The 23,243-nt window shown below is 37.1% G+C and carries 21 protein-coding genes and 3 tRNA genes; 21 read left to right on the forward strand and 3 right to left on the reverse strand.

All coding sequences use genetic code 11. From position 1 onward, the window contains the following. Positions 1-118 precede the first annotated feature (118 nt). The 8 genes from mce to EV201_RS12850 all read left to right on the forward strand — a co-directional run bounded on the left by mce (position 119) and on the right by EV201_RS12850 (position 5,072). The gene (gene mce, locus EV201_RS12815) at positions 119-523 is read left to right on the forward strand and encodes a methylmalonyl-CoA epimerase (protein WP_129253505.1); all 405 of its coding nucleotides are present in this window, start codon (positions 119-121) and stop codon (positions 521-523) included. A gap of 38 nt (positions 524-561) precedes the next feature. Further along, a complete protein-coding gene (locus EV201_RS12820) occupies positions 562-2,118 on the forward strand; it encodes an acyl-CoA carboxylase subunit beta (protein ID WP_130308038.1) in 1,557 nt (518 codons plus the stop codon). Between the two features lie 13 nt (positions 2,119-2,131). Beyond that, positions 2,132-2,485 carry an OadG family protein gene (locus EV201_RS12825; protein ID WP_130308039.1) on the forward strand — a complete coding sequence of 118 codons (354 nt, stop codon included), beginning with the start codon at positions 2,132-2,134 and terminating at the stop codon, positions 2,483-2,485. Positions 2,486-2,489: 4 nt separating this feature from the next. Further along, complete coding sequence (locus EV201_RS12830; protein WP_130308040.1) at positions 2,490-2,909, forward strand: biotin/lipoyl-containing protein; 420 nt, start codon at positions 2,490-2,492, stop codon at positions 2,907-2,909. 24 nt (positions 2,910-2,933) lie between these two features. Then, positions 2,934-4,574, forward strand: coding sequence for a sodium ion-translocating decarboxylase subunit beta (locus tag EV201_RS12835; RefSeq protein WP_242610490.1), 1,641 nt, complete (start codon positions 2,934-2,936; stop codon positions 4,572-4,574). Between the two features lie 196 nt (positions 4,575-4,770). Continuing rightward, positions 4,771-4,843, forward strand: a tRNA-Gly gene (locus EV201_RS12840). 41 nt (positions 4,844-4,884) lie between these two features. Next, positions 4,885-4,957 (forward strand) — tRNA-Gly (locus EV201_RS12845). A 42-nt stretch (positions 4,958-4,999) separates the two neighbouring features. Further along, a tRNA-Gly gene (locus EV201_RS12850) sits at positions 5,000-5,072 on the forward strand. Positions 5,073-5,204: 132 nt separating this feature from the next. On the opposite strand, the gene EV201_RS12855 is transcribed toward EV201_RS12850, so the two are convergent. Then, the gene (locus tag EV201_RS12855) at positions 5,205-6,455 is read right to left on the reverse strand and encodes an aminotransferase class I/II-fold pyridoxal phosphate-dependent enzyme (protein WP_130308041.1); all 1,251 of its coding nucleotides are present in this window, start codon (positions 6,453-6,455) and stop codon (positions 5,205-5,207) included. Between the two features lie 376 nt (positions 6,456-6,831). On the opposite strand from EV201_RS12855, the gene EV201_RS12860 reads away from it, so the two are divergent. The 10 genes from EV201_RS12860 (at position 6,832) to cysN (ending at position 16,287) form a co-directional block, all read left to right on the forward strand. Beyond that, positions 6,832-7,644: an outer membrane protein assembly factor BamD gene (locus EV201_RS12860; RefSeq protein WP_130308042.1), complete on the forward strand. Its 813-nt coding sequence runs from the start codon at positions 6,832-6,834 to the stop codon at positions 7,642-7,644. Between the two features lie 86 nt (positions 7,645-7,730). Further along, positions 7,731-8,066, forward strand: a complete 336-nt coding sequence (locus tag EV201_RS12865) for a DNA-directed RNA polymerase subunit omega (RefSeq protein ID WP_130308043.1) — start codon at positions 7,731-7,733, stop codon at positions 8,064-8,066. A 59-nt stretch (positions 8,067-8,125) separates the two neighbouring features. Next, on the forward strand, positions 8,126-8,683 hold the full coding sequence (locus EV201_RS16565; RefSeq protein WP_242610491.1) for a flavoprotein: 558 nt from the start codon (positions 8,126-8,128) through the stop codon (positions 8,681-8,683). A 14-nt stretch (positions 8,684-8,697) separates the two neighbouring features. Continuing rightward, positions 8,698-9,330, forward strand: a complete 633-nt coding sequence (locus tag EV201_RS16570; protein WP_242610492.1) for a phosphopantothenoylcysteine decarboxylase domain-containing protein — start codon at positions 8,698-8,700, stop codon at positions 9,328-9,330. Positions 9,331-9,451: 121 nt separating this feature from the next. Next, positions 9,452-10,345, forward strand: a complete 894-nt coding sequence (gene porD, locus EV201_RS12875) for a type IX secretion system protein PorD (RefSeq protein WP_130308044.1) — start codon at positions 9,452-9,454, stop codon at positions 10,343-10,345. Between the two features lie 53 nt (positions 10,346-10,398). Continuing rightward, positions 10,399-12,054, forward strand: a complete 1,656-nt coding sequence (locus EV201_RS12880) for a DNA repair protein RecN (RefSeq protein ID WP_130308045.1) — start codon at positions 10,399-10,401, stop codon at positions 12,052-12,054. Between the two features lie 118 nt (positions 12,055-12,172). Next, entirely contained in the window at positions 12,173-13,012 is an 840-nt protein-coding gene (locus EV201_RS12885; protein WP_130308046.1) for an enoyl-ACP reductase FabI, read from the forward strand. A 301-nt stretch (positions 13,013-13,313) separates the two neighbouring features. Further along, complete coding sequence (gene cysC, locus EV201_RS12890) at positions 13,314-13,928, forward strand: adenylyl-sulfate kinase (protein ID WP_130308047.1); 615 nt, start codon at positions 13,314-13,316, stop codon at positions 13,926-13,928. Positions 13,929-14,003: 75 nt separating this feature from the next. Then, positions 14,004-14,909: a sulfate adenylyltransferase subunit CysD gene (gene cysD, locus EV201_RS12895; protein ID WP_130308048.1), complete on the forward strand. Its 906-nt coding sequence runs from the start codon at positions 14,004-14,006 to the stop codon at positions 14,907-14,909. Between the two features lie 106 nt (positions 14,910-15,015). After that, positions 15,016-16,287, forward strand: a complete 1,272-nt coding sequence (gene cysN / locus EV201_RS12900; protein ID WP_130308049.1) for a sulfate adenylyltransferase subunit CysN — start codon at positions 15,016-15,018, stop codon at positions 16,285-16,287. A gap of 98 nt (positions 16,288-16,385) precedes the next feature. Here cysN and EV201_RS12905 read toward each other — a convergent pair whose 3' ends face one another. Further along, a complete protein-coding gene (locus EV201_RS12905; protein ID WP_165389651.1) occupies positions 16,386-17,876 on the reverse strand; it encodes an OmpP1/FadL family transporter in 1,491 nt (496 codons plus the stop codon). Between the two features lie 65 nt (positions 17,877-17,941). Then, positions 17,942-19,390, reverse strand: coding sequence for a hypothetical protein (locus tag EV201_RS12910; RefSeq protein WP_130308051.1), 1,449 nt, complete (start codon positions 19,388-19,390; stop codon positions 17,942-17,944). A gap of 288 nt (positions 19,391-19,678) precedes the next feature. On the opposite strand from EV201_RS12910, the gene proS reads away from it, so the two are divergent. From proS to pepT, 3 genes are all read left to right on the forward strand, one after another. Continuing rightward, the gene (gene proS / locus EV201_RS12915) at positions 19,679-21,154 is read left to right on the forward strand and encodes a proline--tRNA ligase (protein ID WP_130308052.1); all 1,476 of its coding nucleotides are present in this window, start codon (positions 19,679-19,681) and stop codon (positions 21,152-21,154) included. A 141-nt stretch (positions 21,155-21,295) separates the two neighbouring features. Then, positions 21,296-21,982 carry a hypothetical protein gene (locus tag EV201_RS12920; protein ID WP_207224479.1) on the forward strand — a complete coding sequence of 229 codons (687 nt, stop codon included), beginning with the start codon at positions 21,296-21,298 and terminating at the stop codon, positions 21,980-21,982. Positions 21,983-22,016: 34 nt separating this feature from the next. Next, positions 22,017-23,243 carry a peptidase T gene (pepT, locus tag EV201_RS12925; RefSeq protein ID WP_130308053.1) on the forward strand — a complete coding sequence of 409 codons (1,227 nt, stop codon included), beginning with the start codon at positions 22,017-22,019 and terminating at the stop codon, positions 23,241-23,243.

Here is a 23,243-nt window from a genome sequence, read left to right on the forward strand (position 1 = left end):
TGTTGCGGATCGGGAGACATGTTGAAGAACAAGTTTAATAATCTTCGAAAACGTTGATTATCGTTTTCCCTTTCAATATTTTTGTCACCAAATTATTCAATCAAAATATATTTAAATTATGAAACCGACACATATTGAGCACATCGGAATTGCTGTTAAAAGCTTAGAAGAAGCTATTCCTTTTTACGAGAAAGTATTAGGATTAGAGTGTTATGCTATTGAAGAAGTAGTTGATCAGAAAGTAAAAACTGCATTTTTCAAAGTAGGAGATGTAAAAATCGAATTGCTTGAGTCTACTGATCCGGAAGGACCTATTGGGAAATTTGTAGAGAAGACTGGTGGCGGAATGCATCACTTGGCATTTGCTGTAGAAGATGTTCAGGAAGCTTTAAATGATGCAGCAGAAGCAGGATGTCAACTGATTGATAAGACACCACGAGGTGGAGCTGAAGGTTTAAAGATTGGTTTCTTACATCCTAAGTCAACTCAGAGAGTTTTGACTGAACTTTGTGGAAATAAATAAGAATACTCAATTATAATATATTATAACTAATAGAAGTTATGGCTAGTCAGGATAAAATTAAAAAGTTAATTGACTTAAGAGCTGAAGCTAAACTTGGCGGAGGTGTGAAGCGTATCGAGTCTCAGCACAAGAAAGGCAAGTATACTGCTCGTGAAAGAATCGACATGCTTTTGGATGAAGGCAGTTTCGAGGAATTCGATATGTTTGTAACGCATCGTTGTACCAACTTTGGTATGGAGAAAACTAAATTCTTAGGCGATGGTGTTGTTACAGGTCAAGGAACTGTAGATGGACGTTTAGTTTTTGTATTTTCTCAGGATTTCACAGTATTTGGTGGTTCTTTATCTGAAACTTTTGCACAAAAGATTTGCAAGGTGATGGATATGGCAATGAAAGTTGGTGCACCTTGTGTTGGTTTGAATGATTCAGGAGGAGCTCGTATTCAGGAGGGGGTAACTGCTCTTGCTGGTTATGCTGAGATTTTCCAGAGAAACATTATGGCGTCTGGTGTTATTCCTCAGATTTCTGCAATTTTTGGTCCTTGTGCTGGTGGAGCCGTTTATTCTCCTGCATTAACTGACTTTATCATGATGACTGAAGAAAAGTCATACATGTTTGTGACTGGTCCTAAGGTTGTTAAAACCGTGACTGGTGAGGATATTACAACTGAGGCTTTGGGTGGTGCTCATATGCATGCTTCTAAATCAGGAGTTTCTCACTTTAAGTTGGAAGACGAAGAAGAAGGTATCATGATTATTCGTAAGCTGTTATCTTTCATGCCATCTAATAATCTTGAAGAGCCACCATTGGCTGACTGTACAGATCCTATCGATAGATTAGAGGATGTGTTGAATGAGATTATTCCTGAGAATCCTAACATGCCTTATGATATGAAGGATGTTATTTATTCTATTGTTGATGATTCTGAATTCCTTGAAGTTCACCGTCACTATGCAAAGAATATTCTTGTTGGTTTCTCAAGAATGGGTGGTATGCCTGTAGGTATTGTTGCCAATCAGCCTAATTTCCTTGCTGGTGTTCTTGATATTGAGTCTTCAAGAAAAGCAGCTCGTTTTATCCGCTTCTGTGACTGTTTCAATATTCCTATTTTGACTTTGGTTGATGTTCCAGGATTCCTTCCAGGATCAGGTCAGGAGTTTGGTGGTATCATTACTCACGGTGCGAAACTAATGTTTGCTTATGGTGAGGCTACTGTTCCTAAGGTGACTATCACTCTACGTAAATCATACGGTGGTGCTCACGATGTAATGTCTTGTAAGCAATTACGTGGTGACCTTAATTACGCTTGGCCATCAGCTGAGATTGCAGTAATGGGAGCTAAGGGTGCTATTGAGGTACTACATGGTAGAAAAATGATGGAACTTAGCGATGACGAAAAAGTTAAATTCATCAACGAACAAGAGATTGAGTATAACGAGAAATTTGCAAACCCATACAATGCCGCTTCATACGGTTATATTGATGATGTAATTGAACCTCGTAATACGCGTTTTAGAGTGATTCGTGCATTCCAGTCGTTACAGACTAAGAAGCAGAGCAATCCTCCTAAGAAGCATTCAAACATTCCATTGTAAAAATTAATAAACTATGAGTTATATCAATTTATTATCGATTGGAAGTCAGGGGGGATGGACAGTTGCTTTGGTTGGGTACGGCATCGTATTTGTCGCATTGGTAGCCTTAGTTATTGTTTTTGTAAACCTGCCTAAGCTTTTGCAAATCAATCTTAGATCAAAGCTTAAAAAGCAAGGTAAGACAACTTCGGAATCAGAGGATTTAAGTATCGAAGGAAGTGTAAATGCAGCTATTGCTATGGCTCTTTATATGCATTTCGATCAAATCCACGATGAGGAAAGCAACATTATTACCATTAAAAAAGTTACTAAGAATTATTCTCCATGGAGTTCTAAGATTTATGGAGTAATGAATCAACCAAGATAAGACGATGAAAAAGTTCAAATTTACAATACGCGGACAAGAATTCGATGTTGATATCAAAGAGATCGAAGGTAAAAACGCTCAAATTGAAGTAAACGGTACTGTTTACGATGTTGAGATTGAAGCTAAAGAGAAAGCAAGTAAAACACCTCAGTTGATTCGTAAACCTGTTGTTAATAAGCCAGGTGAAGGTCAAATTAAGAAATCATCAGGTGGTGTAAGTGTAAAAGCACCTCTTCCAGGTACTATTATTAAAGTTGGTGTTGCTGTTGGTGACTCAATTAATGCAGGTGATACTTTACTTGTAATGGAAGCCATGAAAATGGAAAATAACGTATTGGCTGAGAAAGCTGGTACAGTTAAATCTATTAAGGTAAATGTAGGTGATAGTGTCCTTCAGGATGATGTCCTTATTGAGTTAGCGTAATCAGTTTAAGTCAAATTCAACGTAATGAGAAATCTTTATAAAATGATATTCTCACTTGTTTTGATGTTAGGGGTGTGTTTTTCATCCCTGGCTCAAAATAATGGAGCTATCGAAAAACAATTGACCGAAGGCAAATGGATTAATCATCAAGATGGTTATGTCCCAAATGCTCTTGGCGTGTCAGATAAGACTGTTAAAAGATATAAGATCTTTGAATTCAAAGCAGAGAATCATTCTTTTTCAATGGATTCAATTAAACAACGTTTTACGGGACACTGGACTATAGAAGGGAATAAGATTATATTAAAGTTCAATCCAAAGAATGTTGAGCATTTCAGTAAGAATACAAATCCAAATTCAGCATCAGGACCTTATTGGGTAACTGCTGATGTGTTGGATTTGGGGACACGTGTTGGTCATATTTCCAATGATGTTCTTAAGTTCGGAAGTAATTCCAAATACGATTGTGCTCATGAATCGAGTGCTGTTGCTGGTTTGAGAAATTTTTGGGAGTTTACGGGGTTTGCTAATGTAACTCCGGGGCACTTGTTGATGATGCTTATTGGTATCTTCTTTATTTTTCTGGCTATTAAATATGATTACGAACCTTTACTGCTTATTCCTATCGGAACCGGTATTTTGATTGGTAATATTCCAATGTTTCAGGCGGTTGATTTCAACTTGAAATTAGGTATCTACGAGCCGGGTTCGGTGATGAGTTATCTGTACTCGGGTGTATTGCAGGGATGGTATCCTCCTTTGATTTTCTTAGGAATTGGGGCTATGACTGACTTCTCATCTTTGATATCGAATCCTCGATTGATGATTTTAGGAGCTGCCGCTCAGATTGGTATTTTCGTAACCTTTTTAGGTGCACTATATTTAGGTTTTGCTCCACCGGAAGCTGGTGCGATTGGAATTATTGGTGGTGCTGATGGTCCTACGGCTATCTTCCTTTCATCCAAATTAGCTAATGGTGTAAACGTTATGGCTAATGGGGTGACCGTGAAGAATTTGATTGGTCCGATTGCGATTGCAGCTTATTCATACATGGCCTTAGTTCCTGTGATTCAGCCTCCAATTATCAACTTGTTGACAACTAAGAAAGAGAGACTGATTAAGATGAAGCCTCCTCGTGCGGTATCTCGTCTTGAGAAAATCATGTTCCCAATTATTGCATTGTTGTTGACAGCATATATCTCACCTACATCCGTTCCTTTGTTGGGTATGTTATTCTTTGGTAATTTACTAAAAGAATCTACTGTAACAGCTCGTTTGGCAGATACAGCTAGTAATGCACTGATTAATATTATTACAATTCTATTGGGGATATCAGTAGGTGCTTCAACTCAGGCAGATGTATTCTTGACTAAAGATTCAATGTTGATCTTCGGTCTTGGAGCTGCATCTTTTGTGGTTGCGACTGCTGGAGGGGTCATGTTTGGTAAGATTATGAATTGGTTGTCGCCTAAAGACAGACCTATCAACCCTATGATTGGAGCGTCTGGTGTGTCAGCAGTTCCAGATAGTGCTCGTGTAGTACAAGTTATGGGATTGGAAAATGATCCTACCAATCACTTGTTGATGCATGCGATGGCACCAAACGTTTCTGGTGTGATTGGTTCAGCAGTGGCTGCCGGTATCTTATTGAGTTTCTTAATGTAAGACTTAGTCTATATTTTGATAATATATTCAAAAATCACCTCTGTTCATCAGGGGTGATTTTTTTATCATTTTTTTAGATGAAAACCTTGCTGAAATGCCGAGATTCACTATATTTGCATCGCAATTGACAAGGATAATGAAGCTTGTTTAAGATTGTGAAAACATGCCGATGTTGATTGGTGTAAGAGTGTTAATTGCGAGAATAGCTCAGTTGGTAGAGCACAACCTTGCCAAGGTTGGGGTCGCGAGTTCGAGTCTCGTTTCTCGCTCAAATCAGTTATCTTTTCTGATTCATAAAAAAAAAGAAATTGCGAGAATAGCTCAGTTGGTAGAGCACAACCTTGCCAAGGTTGGGGTCGCGAGTTCGAGTCTCGTTTCTCGCTCAAATCAGTTTTTCTTTTCTGATTCACAAAAAAAAAGAAATTGCGAGAATAGCTCAGTTGGTAGAGCACAACCTTGCCAAGGTTGGGGTCGCGAGTTCGAGTCTCGTTTCTCGCTCGTATAAGAGTTAAGCGTAAAAAGGATTGTTTCTTCTGAGACAATCCTTTTTTTTATTACATAGGTTTATTGATTTGGAAACAAAAAAAAAGCGATACCTGTTGGTATCGCTTTTCTTGTCTTTTAATGTGCTTACTGATTGAAGATATCAGCAAACTTTTCGTTGCTGTATTTGCCTTCTTTCAACTTAGTAGCTACATCTTTAAATGCTTTTACGGTGTAGTCAACATCTTCAAGTGTATGAGTTGCTGTTGGGATCAAACGAAGTAGTAGTTGTCCTTTAGGGATTACAGGATACACAACGATTGAGCAGAAAATATTGTAATTTTCTCTTAGATCCATTGTTACCTGAGTTCCTTCAGCCACACTTCCTGATAGGTAAACCGGAGTTACAGGAGATTCTGTGCAACCAATTTCCAAGCCAGCTTCAGTTAATCCTTTTTGAAGCGCATTGGTGATTGTGAATAGTTGTTCACGAAGCTCAGGTTTGCTTCTAAGCAATTCTAAACGCTTGATTGAGCCTTCTACAATTGGCATTGGAAGTGATTTTGCAAATGTCTGAGAGCGCATGTTGTAGCGTAAATAGTCGCAAACATCTTCGTTACAAGCTACGAATGCTCCAATACCAGCCATTGCTTTAGCAAATGTTCCAAAAAGAACATCAATTTCGTTTTGTACACCAAAATGCTCTGGAGTTCCGGCACCAGTTGGTCCCATTACACCAAAACCGTGTGCATCGTCAACCAATAAACGGAAGTTGAATTCTTTTTTCATAGCAACAATTTGGTCTAATTTCCCAAGATCGCCAGCCATACCGAATACACCTTCGGTGATTACTAAAATACCACCACCTGTGTTTTCAGCCCACTTAGTGGCACGTTCTAGTTGCTTGTGAAGGTTTTCCATGTCGTTATGAGGATAAACGAAACGTTTACCTTGGTGAAGTCTCAAACCATCCATGATACATGCATGTGATTCCGAATCGTAAACGATCACATCATGACGATTTACCAATGCGTCGATAATTGATAACATGCCCTGGTAACCGAAGTTTAAAAGGAATGCATCCGGTTTGCCAACAAAATCAGCTAGTTGTGCTTCTAAATCTTCGTGGCGACTTGTTTGTCCTGACATCATACGAGCACCCATTGGATATGCAAGTCCCCATTTCTCAGCAGATTCAGCATCAGCTTTTCTTACTTCCGGGTGGTTAGCTAGTCCAATGTAGTTATTCAAACTCCATGTTAGAACATCTTTACCTCTAAATTTCATTCTAGAGTTAATTTCGCCTTCTAGTTTTGGGAATGCGAAGTAGCCGTGAGCTTGCTTTGCGTATTGTCCAATATTCCCTTTTTGGGTGTTAACTTTGTCAAAAATATCCACGTTATATGTTTTTTTGAGTTTTCAAATATTCTGAATGGGATTATGAAATTCGAGACAGAAAAATTTCTTGAAAAGAATTCATAACTGTGCAAAAGTAACATTTTATAAAAATATATCAAGAGATAGAAGCAGTAGATTTTCTTCTCTAATTAATAATAAATGATATGAAGCTGAGCGATCTATGTTCTTGATTCTGCAATTGCATGTATAGATGAGTGAGTTGTGATTGTAGATGTATGTAAAATATTGATTGTGTCTATCTCTCTGATTGCCTTGTTAAAAAAATATAAATGCAACAATATGATAGGGTGATTTGTTCAAAATTGACGGAAAATTCTATCTTTGCATGATACAAAATAGTAGAGTCCTTATACCTATGAAAAAAATCCTTTTTTTGACCGTGCTTGTTTCCACGCTTTTAGCCGGATGTAGCGAATATCAAAAACTACTTAAGAGTAATGATACCAATCTTAAATACAAGAAAGCCATTGTATATTATAATGATGAGCAGTATGTGAAAGCAGCTACGCTCTTCGAAGAATTAATCCCCGTTTTTAGAGGAACAAGTAAGGCTGAAACGGTGAGTTATTACATGGCTTATAGTAATTATGGGATGGGTGATTATATTACAGGAGGATACTATTTCCGTAATTTTATTAAGAGTTTTCCAGACAGCCCTTATGCAGAGGAGTGTTTGTATATGAGTGCTTATTGTTATTATAAACAATCACCCAAGCCTCGTTTGGATCAGACATCTACGCAAGATGCCATTGATGCACTTCAGTTGTATATCAATCGATACCCAAATTCATCACGTATTGAGGAGGGTAATAAGTTGATTGATGAGCTGCAAGATAAATTGGTTTACAAATCCTACTTAAGCGCTCGTAACTATTTCGATAGAGAGCATTATCCATCAGCAATTATTGCATTGCAAAATGCGATTAAGGATTATCCAGGCTCTTCTTACCGCGAAGAATTAATGTTCATGCTTTTAGAATCTCGCTTTGAATATGCCGTAAAATCGATAGAAGAGAAACAAAATGAACGTTTTAATTTGGCTAAGGAAGAATATTTCGCTTTTGTAGATGAATTTCCAAAAAGTAAATTTAAGAAGGCTACTGATCGTATGATTAAGGAGATTGATGCTTATTTTGAGAAAGATAAATCTGCAAAAGAAGATAATTAGTTATAAATTAGAGGAAAACTATTAAAAATTTGTATTTTTGCAAGCTGAACTAAAAATAAACCAATAGATAATAATTCTTTGACAGTATGGATTACAAAAAAACGAATGCAGCAAGTTCAACTATTACACGTAACGTTACAGAGTTGAGCAGGGAAGTAGGGAATGCTTACGAATCAGTGATGATCATGGCAAAGCGTTCTAATCAGATTGCTGTAGAGCTTAAAACAGAACTGAATAAGAAACTTCAAGAATTCGCATCTTTTACTGATAATTTGGAGGAAGTTTTCGAGAATCGCGAGCAGATCGAGATTTCGAAATATTATGAGCGTTTACCAAAACCAACTTTAATCGCGGTTGAAGAATTTATTAATGGTGACGTTTATTACAGAAATCCTGCTAACGAAAACAAAACAAATAAGTAAAATTTTGCTTTAATATTTTAAGTTCCCTCGAAATAGGGAACTTTTTTAGTTTTGACCTTATGTTAAAAGATAAGAAGATAATATTAGGCGTCACAGCAAGTATTGCTGCTTATAAAGCTGCCACATTAGTCCGTTTACTTGTGAAAGAAGGAGCGCAAGTGAAAGTTATTATGACACCTTATGCCAAGGAGTTTATTTCTCCGGTAACCATGGCAACTCTTTCTAAAAACACCGTATTAAGCGATTTTTTTAAGCACGACGATGGCGAGTGGAACAGTCATGTAGATTTAGGTTTATGGGCTGATGTGCTATTAGTTGCACCTACGACTGCCAATACGATGGCTAAAATGGCTCATGGTATTTGCGATAATTTATTGCTGACAACTTATTTGTCTGCCAAGTGTCCGGTTATTCATGCCCCAGCTATGGACCTGGATATGTTTAAACATCCGGCCACACTTCGTAATATGGATATTCTGAAGTCATATGGCGATCATTTTATTGAGCCTTCAAGTGGCGAGTTGGCCAGCGGTCTTTACGGAAAAGGACGTATGGAAGATCCTGAAAAAATTGTTGAGAAGTTAAAGGAATTCTTTGCTTCAAAAAAAAAAGACTAATTGATAAAAAGGTCATGATAACAACAGGGCCGACTTATGAAAAAATCGACCCTGTTCGTTTCATTGGTAATTTTTCTTCTGGTAAAATGGGTTTTTCAATTGCTGAAAAACTAGCAGATGAAGGCGCTTTGGTAACTCTTATTTCAGGCCCCTCTGCATGTCAAACAACCCATCCCAATATACATCGAATAGATGTTGTTTCTGCAAAAGAAATGTATGAGGCTTCTATAGAACACTTCCCTAATTGTGATGGAGCTATAATGACGGCAGCTGTTGCCGATTTCACACCTTTGAATCCTGTTGATGCCAAGGTTAAACGTGAAAAATCGAATTATACAATCGAATTAACACCAACAAAAGACATCGCAGCTTCGCTCGGAAAAATTAAATCAGAAAAGCAATTTTTAGTTGGTTTTGCGCTTGAGACAAATGACGAGGAGCAAAATGCGCAGTTAAAATTGGAAAAGAAGAATTTGGATTTAATTGTTCTTAATTCGTTAAATGATTCAGGAGCCGGATTTCAGCACGATACGAATAAAATCACTATTTTTTCTCGCAGTGGACAAGCGAAGGTATTCGACTTGAAAACCAAGAAAGAAGTTGCGGCGGATATCGTTGATGCCTTAATTCTAAATCAAAATTTTTAGCGTTTTATCTGGTTTTGATTCATCCTTAAAACAATAATTGAATCTTTCATTAGTTTGGTTTATAAGACTTGACTGCTCATTTTTTTGATTAACTTTAGTCTTAATTTTTGAAAAATTCTATATGCGCAAATTACTTTTTATACTTCTCGTTTTATTTTCAGCCATAAATGCAAATTCGCAAGAATTACGATGTAATATTCAGGTTGTGAGCCAGCAAATTCAAGGAACCAATAAGCAGGTTTTTCAAACCATGCAGACAGCTATCTATGAATTTGTAAACACTAGAAATTGGACCGATCATATTTACGATCAGGATGAGAAAATAGAGTGTAATATTCTGATAAATCTTACAGACCAGATATCTTCTGATGAATTTAAAGGAACCATGCAGATTCAGGCACGTCGACCTGTTTTTAATTCGTCATACAACACGGTACTATTAAATTTTAAAGACAATGATATTCATTTTAAATATGCCGAATATCAAGCTTTGGAATATAACGAGACGACAACACCCAGTAGTTTGACAGCGCTTTTGGCTTTTTATGCCAATATCATTATCGGACTCGATTACGATTCCTTTTCATTAGAAGGTGGAACGCCTTATTTTACAAGAGCTGAGTCTATCGTGAACAAGATGCAGAATGCAAAATATCCTGGATGGAAATCTTTCGAAAGTAAGAGTAATAGGTATTGGTTGATTGAAAATATTCTGAACAATTCTTATCGTCCTGTGCGTGAATGTATTTATCGCTATCATCGTTTGGGTTTGGATAGGATGGCGGATAAATTAACTGAGGGACGTTCTGAGATCGCTGAATCCTTGCGTCTTTTACAAAAAGCTCACCGAGCAAAACCCGGTTCGTTTATTCTTCAGATATTTTTTGATGCAAAGGCTGATGAACTGGTTAAGATTTTTGCAGAATCGTTTAATGATGAGAAAAAAAGAGCTTACAATATCTTATCCGATATTGATCCGGCCAATTTGACCAAGTATAAAAAGATACTCAAGTAAGTCAATAGAATTGTTATCTGTCAATATTTTAAATTTATATTTTTTGTTACAATATGCTTCAATCCTTAGCTATACAGAATTATACGTTGATCAATCAGATCGAGATTGATTTTAAAAATGGATTTTCTATCATAACAGGAGAGACAGGATCGGGGAAATCTATTTTGTTGGGAGCCTTGGGTTTGGTTTTAGGTCAGCGACCAGAAACCAATATCCTTAAAGATAAAGATAGAAAGTGCATTATTGAAGCGAGCTTTAATATCTCAAAATATCAACTTCAAAAGTTTTTTGCGGATACCGAAATGGAGTATGAGGAGGAAACAATTTTACGACGTGAAATTCTTCCCAATGGAAAAACGCGTGGTTTTGTCAACGATTCACCAGTTAGTCTGAAGGTGTTAAAGGAATTGGGACTTAAGTTGATTGATATTCATTCTCAGAATCAAAATTTGTCTTTGGGCGACCCAGAATATCAAATGGGGATTGTTGACACTTACGCACAACATTTCTCTTTGTTGAATGATTACCAAATTCAGTTTGAAGCTTACCAAAAAATTAAGAAAGAACTTCGTAATCAGGAGGAACTTGCCCGAAAAGAAAAATCGGATTTAGATTATTATCAGTTTCAATTGCAGCAATTGCTTGATGCGAATTTGGTTGAAGGCGAACAGATCGAGATGGAGTCTGAACTTGAAACGCTTAATCACGCTGAAGAGATTAAAACGAATCTGTTTAAAGCTTCAAATTTGCTTAGCGAAGGGGATGTTGCGATTATTTCACTTTTGAAAGAAGCTCGTACTGCAATAGGGCAAGTGCAATCGGTATTTCCTGAGGGCGATGAGTTTTATGAACGTTTTGAAAGCTCGTGTATCGAGTTACAAGATCTGGCTTCCGAACTCGAAAGAAGTTATGAGGCAATGGAATTTGATCCTTCCCGAATTTCTTTTCTGACTGAAAAATTGGATGCTATTTACAGCCTACAACAAAAACATCGGGTAGAATCTGTTGAAGAATTGATTAAGATACGAGAGGATCTGGATGAAAAGGTATTGAAGATATCTTCGAGTGATGATTTAATTGAAGAGTTAAAAGCCAAGTTAAAAGCTCAAAATCTAAAACTTGATAAGGCAGCAGATAAACTGAGTAAAAGTAGAAAGGCTGTTATTCCTGTTATTGAAAAAGCGTTGGAGTCTCAGTTGATTCAATTGGGTATGCCTCACGCTAAAATTAAGTTCGAACAAAGTATTACTGAAGAATATCAGTATTTAGGAAGGGATTTCATTAGAATTCTTTTTTCTGCTAACAAGAATGGACAGCTTGAGGAAATATCAAAGGTTGCTTCTGGTGGGGAGATGTCTCGATTGATGTTGAGTATTAAGTCTTTGATATCAGCATCTACAGCTTTACCATCTATTGTTTTTGATGAAATTGACACGGGAGTTTCCGGAGAAATAGCTGATAAAATGGGTGTTGTTATGCGTGAAATGGCTGAAAATATTCAGGTGATAAGTATTACGCATTTACCTCAGATTGCCAGTAAAGGAAATTATCATTATAAAGTTTATAAGGCCGATGATGAGCTTGAAACTTATTCAAATATAGTTCTTTTAGACCAGGAGAGTCGTATAGAAGAATTGGCAAAGATGTTGAGTGGTGCGGACATGACTCAGGCAGCCATGGAAAACGCTAAGGTATTGCTGGAGAGATAGATGTTGTGTGGAGGTGATGATTAAAGAATTTATTCAGTCTTAATTAATAGTCCTTTTTTGATTTAATCTAAATAATATTGGTTAAATTTGTAGCTGATAAAATTGAAAACTTCAAATTATGTCTTACAATTTATTAAAAGGAAAAAAAGGAATCATTTTTGGTGCCTTGAACGAAATGTCAATTGCATGGAAAGTTGCAGAATTGGCTGTTGAAGAAGGTGCTGAGATTGTTTTAACCAATACACCCGTTTCCATTCGTATGGGAACTATTGATGAGTTAGCAAAAAAATGTAATGCACATGTTATTGCTGCTGATGCTACAAATCCTGATGATTTAGAGGAATTGTATAAGAAATCGATGGAACTTTTAGGAGGACCAGTTGATTTTATTCTGCATTCTATTGGGATGTCACCTAATGTTCGTAAGGGAAATTCTTATGATGAACTCAATTACGAATATCTTAAGAAAACACTTGATGTTTCTGCGATTTCTTTCCACAAAGTGATTCAGAAAGCCAAAGAAATGGATGTTGTTGCAGAATGGGGTTCTATTGTTGCCTTAACTTATGCTGCAGCACAAAGAACGATGTATGAGTACAATGATATGGCTGATGCAAAAGCCATGTTGGAATCTATTGCACGTAGTTTTGGTTATATCTACGGTCGTGAAAAGCGAGTTAGAGTGAATACTATTTCTCAATCACCAACGATGACAACTGCCGGTAGTGGAGTTAAAGGCTTTGATAAGTTAATTGACTTTTCAGAACGTATGTCTCCTCTGGGAAATGCAGATGCTCAGGAATGTGCAAATTATTGTATTACTTTATTCTCAGACTTAACACGAAAAGTGACCATGCAGAATTTATTCCACGACGGAGGATTCTCAAACATGGGTATGAGTTATAGAGCAATGCAACAGTACAATAAAAGTTTCGACGAGAAGTGTGACTGTAAGTAGACCATTGGTTTATAAGAAATTTGAAAAGCTTCCTTTTTAGGAAGCTTTTTTTTATACCTGAAATTCGACTTTTGTGTGGCAAAGCTTGATTTTTATCCGTGAGTATTGATATCTTTTTCTACTGTAAAATCAAGCCTGTGTATTCCTAGTCTAAAATTTTTATAATCATCTTAGAAATTGTACATTTGTGTCTGATTTTTTTGAAGGATCAGGCTTTATAATGGGTTAGGAATCTTTCATTATTGACGAATAGCGTTTTCTGAATCAGATACAACTGATTGTATTTATATAAAATGGATTAATGAGTACAAAAGCAACTAATATTCACCCCGTTTTCGACCGAATTATTGGTCGGGATGAGAAGGAGCAATTCTTAAATCAAAAGGCACGTGTGATTTGGATGACCGGGCTTTCCGGATCAGGAAAAACGACTATTGCTATTGGATTGGAAAAAGAGCTTCAGAAAAGAGGTTTTCTTACTCAGATTCTTGATGGAGACAATATTCGTACAGGCATAAATAAAAATCTGGGATTTTCTGAGGAAGATAGAACGGAAAATATTCGTCGTATTGCAGAGGTTTCTAAATTGTTTGTGAATTGTGGCATCATCACAATTAATTGCTTTGTAAGCCCAACTCTTGAAATCAGAAAACAAGCAAAGGAAATTATTGGAGAAGATGACTTTAGAGAAATCTACATCAATGCCTCGTATCAAGAGTGTGAGAAAAGGGATGTAAAAGGTTTGTATAAAAAAGCTCGTAATGGTGAAATTAAAAACTTCACAGGTTTGGATGCACCTTTTGAAGCCCCTGAAAATGCATTTTTGGAAATTAAAACAACAGATTTGTCTATTGAAGAGTCTGTTCGTTATTTGGTTGATGCCATTATATCAGATATAAGCCAGACTGGTAGTTAATTAGAAATATAAAAATATACAATACTGGAGATCGATTTCGATCACAGAATAGAAGAGTAAATAAAATTTTTTCGAATGAATGAATACAATATAAATCACTTAAGAGAACTGGAGGCTGAATCGATTTATGTGATTCGTGAAGTTGCAGCTCAATTCGAGAATCCCGTGATGTTATTTTCGGGAGGAAAGGATTCTATCATCATGTTTCATTTAGCGCGTAAAGCTTTTGCTCCGGCAAAAGTGCCTTTTGCTTTAATGCATGTTGATACAGGCCACAATTTCCCTGAAACGATTGAATTTCGTGATGAGTTAATGGAGGAAACAGGTACACGAATTATTGTTCGATATGTGCAAGATTCTATTGATCAGGGACGTGCAATGGAAGAGTCTGGCTATAATGCAAGTCGAAATAAATTACAAACAGTCACCTTGCTTGATGGTCTTGAAGAATTAAATGTGGATTGTGCAATGGGGGGCGGTCGTCGTGACGAAGAGAAAGCTCGTGCAAAAGAGCGTTTCTTCTCTCATCGTGATGAGTTTGGTCAGTGGGATCCTAAAAATCAGAGACCAGAGCTTTGGAACCTATTCAATGGCAAAAAGAATATGGGTGAGCACTTCAGAGTTTTCCCTATTTCGAATTGGACTGAGATGGATGTATGGCAATACATTTATTTAGAAAATATCAAGATTCCTAATTTGTATTTCTCTCACGAACGTGAAGTTTTCCAGCGTAATGGAACTCTGTTGGCAAAGTCTGATTGTATTCCTATGCGCGACACTGAGATCGTTGAAAAGCGTATCGTACGTTTCAGAACCATTGGTGATGCAACCTGTACTGGTGCTGTGGAGTCACAAGCGAATTGCCTTGAAGATATTATCGAGGAGGTTGCTGCAACAAGAACAACAGAGCGTGGAACACGTGCTGATGACAAACGTTCTGAAGCCGCTATGGAAGATCGTAAAAAAGAAGGGTACTTTTAAACCACTTCAAGCTTTAAATATAAATTCAGATATAATTTTATCTGAATCAGAAGATAGATTAGAGATTCAGTTCTCGTTTATAAATCTAGAATAAAAAGAAATAAATATGTCAGATAAAACATCAGGATATTTAGATATGGAGCTTTTACGTTTCACTACTGCTGGTAGTGTTGATGATGGTAAAAGTACCCTAATTGGTCGTTTGTTGTATGATAGTAAAGCCATTTTCGAAGATCAAATGGAGGCTATTGAAATTTCAAGCCAAAAACGTGGTGACACTGAGGTTGATCTTGCTTTATTGACCGATGGTTTAAGAGCCGAGCGTGAGCAGGGAATTACCATTGATGTGGCCTATCGCTATTTTGCGACACCTAAACGTAAATTTATTATTGCTGACACACCAGGTCATATTCAGTACACTCGAAATATGGTAACAGGGGCTTCTACAGCCAACTGCGCACTTATTTTGGTTGATGCTCGTAACGGTGTGATCGAACAAACGCTTCGCCATTCATATATTGCAAATCTGCTTCAAATCCCTCACCTTATTGTTTGTATCAATAAGATGGACTTGATGAATTATTCAGAAGAGACTTACGAAAATATTAAGAACGAATATCAGAAAGTAGCTGATAAATTGAATATAAAAGATGTTCGATTTATTCCTATTTCAGCCAAATTTGGTGACAATGTGGTTGATGCTTCTGAGAATATGGATTGGTACAAGGGGGAGACTTTGTTGAATTTATTGGAAACTATTGAAATTGTTGACGATAGAAATCATGAAGATGCACGTTTCCCTGTACAATATGTGATTCGTCCTCAAAGCGATGAATATCATGATTATCGTGGTTTTGCTGGTCGTGTAGCGAGTGGTGTGTTTAAACCAGGCGATAAGGTGAAAGTTTTACCATCGGGCAAAGAAAGTACAATTAAAGCCATTGATACTATGACAGGTGAATTGGATATGGCTTTTACGCCTCAATCTGTCACCTTAAGATTGAATGACGAAATCGATACCTCAAGAGGAGATATGATTGTATCTGCAGATAATGTTCCTGTTATGGAGCAAGAATTCGATGCAATGGTATGTTGGATGAATGAGCGTCCGATGATGGCAGGTGGTAAATATACCATTAAGCATACCTCAAATGAAACGCGTTGTATGGTTCGTAGTGTAAATTTCAAAGTTGATATTAATACTTTGGAAGAAATGACGGATGATAAAGCAATTGGTTTAAATGATATTGCGTGTTTAAAACTTAAGACAGCTAAGCCGTTGTTTTTTGATTCGTATAAGAAAAACCGCAACACGGGAAGTTTCATTTTAATTGATGAAGGAACTAACGAGACAGTTGCAGCTGGAATGATTAGATAGTTTATTAGAAATTTATTTTAGACTATACACTATATAGAATAAAAAAAGCTCCCATTGGGAGCTTTTTTTGTTGGGGTCAAATCCTGTTTGATTACCGATTAAAATTTGAATCCAAAAGTTAATCTAACCTGATGATTTTCATCTTCGAGGTTTACTCTTTCTGAAGAGATTAGATTCCCATCTAAATCTTGAGAGCTGTAGTATAAATATGCTTCATCTTTATTTGAGTAACTATAAGCAGCATCGAAAAAGAAATTTCCCTGACGAATACCAAAACCAGCAGAATAAACATTGTAGGATTCGTCGACAGCACTAGACTTGTAAGGATTTCCATAGTTTGCAAATCCACCTCTTAAGCTAAATGCTGATGAAACTCGGTATTCTAAACCAGCTCTTAAGTTTCCTACACTCTCGTAAGATGATTTAATGATATCGTTTGCTTCTGGAAATTCGGTAGTTCCATTGAAATCAAAATCATCCTCACCATCCGAGAATTTAGCGTTTGAATAATCGATAAACTCGTAGTCCAGACTGATAAGGGCTTTCTTGGATAATACAACTGCACCACTTAAAGTAAATTTCATGGGCGTGCGGTATTTGTAGGTGTAGCTTGATAGTCGAGTTCTGTCACGATAGTTCGAATAACCATCAAGATCTTCAGTTTTAAAATGAGATGCTATTTCATTTTGGAACTCATCTTCCATTGAGAAGAAGGTTGGTGTATGAAGCGAAGCACCTAATCGGATGTTTTGATTGGGTTTGTAAATAAGACCTAATTTAAGATTAGCACCAACACCAGTTGTTTTTACATATTCTTCAAGATAGTAATCGTTTAAATCTGATGCACTACTGCTTAAAGTACTTTCAGTAAAACGAGCAGTTGATTTGTAATTGATACTTTGAATACCAAGAGTAGCTCCCAGATAAAGCTTGTGAGCATAGTTGGCTCCTAAAGCAATGTTGAATTCACCCATATGTCCTCTTTCTTCTATAGTTTTTCTTTGGTTCATTTTTTCACCAGGAAAGATAGGAAGATCATAGTCTAGAGGGTTTTCATCTTGTGGATTCAATAAGTAAGTTTCGTAAGCTAGTCTTTCCGTTGAGTTTAATTGGTTTTCAGTTAATCCATCTGCATTTGCTTCAAAAACATCAAGCATGCTGCTTTCAGATGCTGAAATTTGAGAGATGGAAGACTTTCTAAAATTATTGATGCGATTGTAACCAATTCCAAAGTTGAAATTTTGCCAGCCATCTTTAGATGTTATTCTCGGTTTAAAAGTGGCTACATAACCAATATTGCTAATTCCAAAAGTGAATTTGTCATCGTTTAAATTACCACTGGTGCTTTTTCTCATTTCCATTGTAGGCGAGAAAGTGAATTCAGAGCTTTGGTAGACAGCCAATCCGGCGGGATTGATTCCAATGCTCGAAAAATCACCACCTAGGGCTCCAAAGGCACCTCCCATTGCTGTTGATCGTGCGGTTCCGGTATAATGCTGTTGAGAATATCGCAGAGCATCATCTGCCGTTTGGGCGTATAATATTCCAGAAAAGACTGTAAGGAATAATAATGTGATATATCTTTTCATAATCATGCGTATTTTATAGTAGGTTAAGAAAAATTGTAAATCAATATCCAGAATTGACTCATTATTTATCGTCTTCTTCCTCTTGAGCCACCGCTTGAACGGCTTCCGCTATTGGATGATCTAGAAGAAGAGCCAGAAGAGCGAACAGCGCCAGAAGAACGCGATGACGATGATCTGGAAGGTCTGTATGAGCTAGAAGAGCTCTTTGTTGAACTTCTGTTGTAGCTTGGAGAACTTTTCACTTTACTGTATCGAGATGTTCTTGTGCTTGTCGCTCTTGAATTCGTCGATCGTCTGGTTCCTGAGTTATTATACGATGGACGTGAATTGCTTTGAGGCTTTGTGTAGTTACTTGTCCTTCTTCGGGTTGTCGTAGCACTTTTGGTTCCTCTATAGTTTGAGCGGTTTTGTGTACCATATCTTGTTGTCGTTCCCTGATAGTTCGAGCGTCTAGTAGTTCCCGTTACATTTGTTCTTCGGGTATTTGTTCCAACACGATTGCTGTATGAACTTCTACTATTGCGTGAACCGTATCTTTGAGCAGCAGTACTTCTTCTGACAGCTTCTTGAGCAGTAGTAGCAGATCGACGAGTCGTAGTTCCTGATTTTGTATAGCCTGCAGAACGATTTACTCGACTGACAGTTCCGTTGGTTCTTGTTGCAGCACTTCTGTTGGTATAGGTGCTTTTTGTACCAAGTTTACTTCCCACACTGGTTCTGTGTCCATAATAGTTATTGGAGTATCTTGAGGAACCATAATAGCCTCCATGGTGATAATGGTTGTACCCGTAGTATGGGTAGCAACTGCCATAATATGGATAATTGTTATAGTAAGGATATCCCCATCCAAAATTTAATCCCCAATAAAAATCATCGTAGAAACCACAGCCTAAACCAAATCCGAAACTGAAGCTTGACCCGTAATGAGGATAGCTATATGCAAAAGTTCGACCATAACGAACAGGTGAAAATCGGAATGCATTATAATAATTGAAATTTGTCCAGGTAGGTGTCCACCAAACATTGTCTCCGTCAACATAAACATTCCAGTCTGGATCACCAGCTAACCACATGGCTGTGTTATAGCCACTGTTGTCGTAAAATCCAAAACCTTGAGGATACCATCGTCTTAGACTTTCCGCATCTTCACGATCCCACTCACTTCCCTTAAACTCGCCTAAGTAGTAGCCTTGATCTTCGTTATAGAAAGTTGTGTCGATCGTCTCAATAGAATCATTTTGAATCATTTGATTGTATTGTTCCTGAATGCGTTGGAAATCTCTATCATCTTTGAAAGTAGCCTTTGTGGTCGGCTCAACGTTGGTTTGATTGACGATAGTTGGAGCTTTTTGATCGGAACGGGAGGTGTATACTTCCATTTCCTGATCAATTAGTGATGCCTCACCAGGAACGTAATAAATGTCATCCTGATAGGCTGATGTTCCCACATAGGATGGAGAACAAGCCGTTGCAATTAGCAAGGGAACGATTAATAATTTGAAGTAAGCTTTCATCTGGATATGATTTAAGGTTTAGCTTTAATGTAATTTAGTTGATTGGATTGGATTATTAATCCACTTAAGTATATGCAAAAATCGCGCCTAAAATGTGTTTAATAATTATTTGATCTCCTAAGTTTCATGTCTAGCCTTCAATATGATTATCTAATAATATTTTATACTTTTGTAGCCAAATTTTAAAAGTCTTAAGTCCTTGTTTTTGATATTTATCATTAAAAAAGGAATTTTTAACAGCTTTTAAGTATTATTTAGTAAGCAAATACTATACCAAAACAATATAAAATGGCAAAAGTTTTAACCAGTAGAAGCGAAAATTATTCGCAATGGTATAACGATCTAGTAATTAAGGCAGATCTTGCAGAAAATTCTGCAGTTCGAGGTTGTATGGTGATTAAACCCTATGGCTATGCTATTTGGGAAAAAATACAGGCAGTACTTGATGGAAAGTTTAAGGACACAGGACATCAGAATGCTTATTTCCCTCTTTTAATTCCTAAGTCATTTCTAAGTAAGGAGGCTGATCACGTTGAAGGTTTCGCAAAAGAATGTGCAGTTGTAACCCATTATCGTTTGAAGAACGATCCCAATGGGAAAGGTGTTATTGTTGATCCCGAGGCTCGTTTGGAAGAGGAATTGATTATTCGTCCAACTTCAGAGACAATTATTTGGAATACCTATAAAAATTGGATTCAATCATATCGCGACTTGCCTATTTTAGTTAATCAATGGGCAAATGTGATGCGATGGGAAATGCGTACACGTTTGTTTTTACGTACTGCAGAATTTTTATGGCAAGAAGGCCATACTGCTCATGCTACTGAGAAGGAAGCTTTGGCTGAAACCGAGCAGATGATCAATGTTTATGGTGATTTTGCAGAAGGTTGGATGGCCGTTCCTGTTTTGAAAGGGAGAAAGACTGAATCTGAGCGGTTTGCGGGTGCTCTTGATACCTATTGTATTGAGGCTCTAATGCAGGATGGTAAGGCACTTCAGGCTGGAACGTCACACTTTTTAGGACAAAATTTTGCAAAGGCTTTTGATGTTAAGTTTACAAACAAAGAGGGTAAGGAAGATTATGTTTGGGCAACTTCATGGGGAGTATCAACTCGATTGATGGGAGCTTTGGTAATGGCTCACTCTGATGATCATGGTTTGGTATTGCCTCCAAAATTGGCTCCAATTCAGGTTGTGATTGTACCAATTTACCGTAAAGAAGAAGAATTGGCTAAGCTGGCAGAGGTGATTGATCCTATTGTGGCTAAACTTAAAGCGAAAGGAATTTCTGTTAAATTTGATGATAGTGATAACCGTAAGCCAGGCTGGAAATTTGCAGAGTATGAATTGAAAGGTGTACCTGTGCGTTTGGCTATGGGTGCTCGCGATCTTGAGAATGGAACGGTTGAGTTAGCTCGTCGTGATATCTTAACTAAAGAAACTGTTGCTGTTGATGGCGTTGAGGATTTAATTGAAAATCTTCTTGAAGAAATTCAGAATAACATTTTCCAAAAAGCACTTGATTTCAGAACAGAGAAGACAACTAAGGTTGATACTTATGATGAGTTTAAGGAGTTATTGGAAACTAAAACTGGATTTTTCTTAGCACACTGGGATGGTACAGCAGAAACTGAAGAAAAAATTAAGAATGAAACTAAAGCAACAATTCGTTGTATCCCTTTTGATAATGAGCAGGAAGAAGGTGTTTGTATGGTAACAGGTAAGCCATCGACTCAACGTGTTGTATTTGCCAAATCATATTAATCTCGTAAATACGATTGATTTTAGAAATTTTGTTGTTTAACGAAATTTAAACTTATAAATAACCGTCACCGATTTCTCGGAGGCGGTTTTTTTTTACCTTTATCTAATCATTTTAAATTAGGTTAATTATTTATACGATATATGATGAATATACTTAATACTAAATCGGCCATTTTACAGACGATTCGCGAAAAATCTATTTTAAAACAACTGGTTTATAAAAATACATCTGAAGTTTTTGATGAGTTGAAACGGGTTCTTGAGAATTTGGTAGAGGAATACAATAATGAACTTGAGGACGAACAGGATGCTGTAAAATTGGAATATGTTGATAGAGGTAAATCTGAGGCCCAAATTCGAGTTGCCTCGGATATTCTTGTTTTTAGCATGTACTCCAATGTTTTTCAGTTCGATAGAGATCATGCTGTTTGGCAGAAGGACTATGTGAAGCAAAAGCCCGATAATGCTTATTCAGGGATTATCAATATTTATAATTTCTTATCCGATTCATTCAAGTATAACCGATCTGAAGACTTAGGTTATTTGGTTGCCCGTATTTTTATCAATCAGGAAAAGCATTATATCGTTGAAGGAAAGAGACAGATGGGCTTATTGGAGCACGATTTATCACAATCGATTAGTGATGAGAATAGCTTAAGAAAGATTGTGGAAACGGCCATTAACTATTCCTTGAATTTTGATTTATTGGTACCACCATATGATGATGTTAAAATTTTGGCCGTTGCCGATATCGAGGAGAAAATCCAGAATGCAAATATTAAGACTGGTAAGCGCTTGGGCTTTCAGTTTAAGTCTGACGATGTTTAAATAAATTATTAAAAATAAAAGACAATACTATAAAATGACTGCAGTAGTAGATAAATTTATAAAATACGTTCAGTTTGATACTGAATCTGATACACAAACAGGTTTAACACCAAGTACTCCCGGACAAATGGTTTTGGCTAAAGAATTGGCTAAGGAGCTTGAAGAGATGGGTATGAGCCAGGTCTCAGTAGATGAGAATGGGTATGTAATGGCTGTTTTGCCATCGAATATGGACAAGGAAATTCCTACTGTAGGCTTTGTGTCGCACATGGATACCAGCCCTGATTTTACGGGAAAACATGTAAAACCTCAGTTTGTTGAAAACTACGATGGAGGCGATATCGTTTTGAACAAGGAGCAAAATATTGTGATGAAGGTGGCGGATTTCCCGGATCTAAAAATGTATAAAGGACAAACTCTAATCACAACTGATGGAACAACACTTTTGGGTGCTGATGATAAAGCCGGAGTTGCTGAGATTATGACGGCAGTTGAATATCTGATTAATCATCCGGAAATTAAACACGGTGCCGTTCATGTTGGTTTCACACCCGATGAGGAGATTGGTCAGGGAGCTGATTTTTTCAATGTGGAAAAATTTGGTGCAGATTTCGCATATACGCTTGATGGAGGTGAAATAGGGGAGTTGCAATTCGAAAATTTCAATGCAGCCTATGCCGAAGTTTCATTTAAAGGGCGTAATGTCCATCCAGGAATGGCTAAGGATAAGATGATTAATTCGATGAATATTGTTCAGGAATTCAGATCACACCTACCAAAGGATGAGGTGCCTGAAAAAACCGAAAATTACGAAGGATTTTATCACCTGTTGGGGATTGAAGGAAGCGTCGAGAATTCAAAACTTCAATACATCATCCGTGATTTTGATATGGATGCTTACAATGCGCGTAAAAACAAATTTGAAATCATTTGTAAAGATTTACGAGCGAAGTACGGTAAAGAAAATGTGACACTTCAAATGAAGGACCAGTATTTTAATATGCGCGAGAAAATTGAGCCAGTTAAGTATATTGTTGACATTGCAGAGCAGGCTATGAAAGATGTGGGTGTCACGCCTAAAGTGGTTCCAATTCGTGGCGGTACTGATGGTAGCCGTTTATCGTATATGGGCTTGCCTTGTCCTAATATTTTTGCAGGGGGGCACAATTTCCATGGTCGATTCGAATATGTTCCGGTTGACTCTATGCAGAAAGCCGTTGATGTTATCTTAAAAGTGGTTGACCTAATCGCTAAGCGATAA

This window comes from Ancylomarina subtilis, from assembly GCF_004217115.1.
GTDB lineage: Bacteria > Bacteroidota > Bacteroidia > Bacteroidales > Marinifilaceae > Ancylomarina > Ancylomarina subtilis.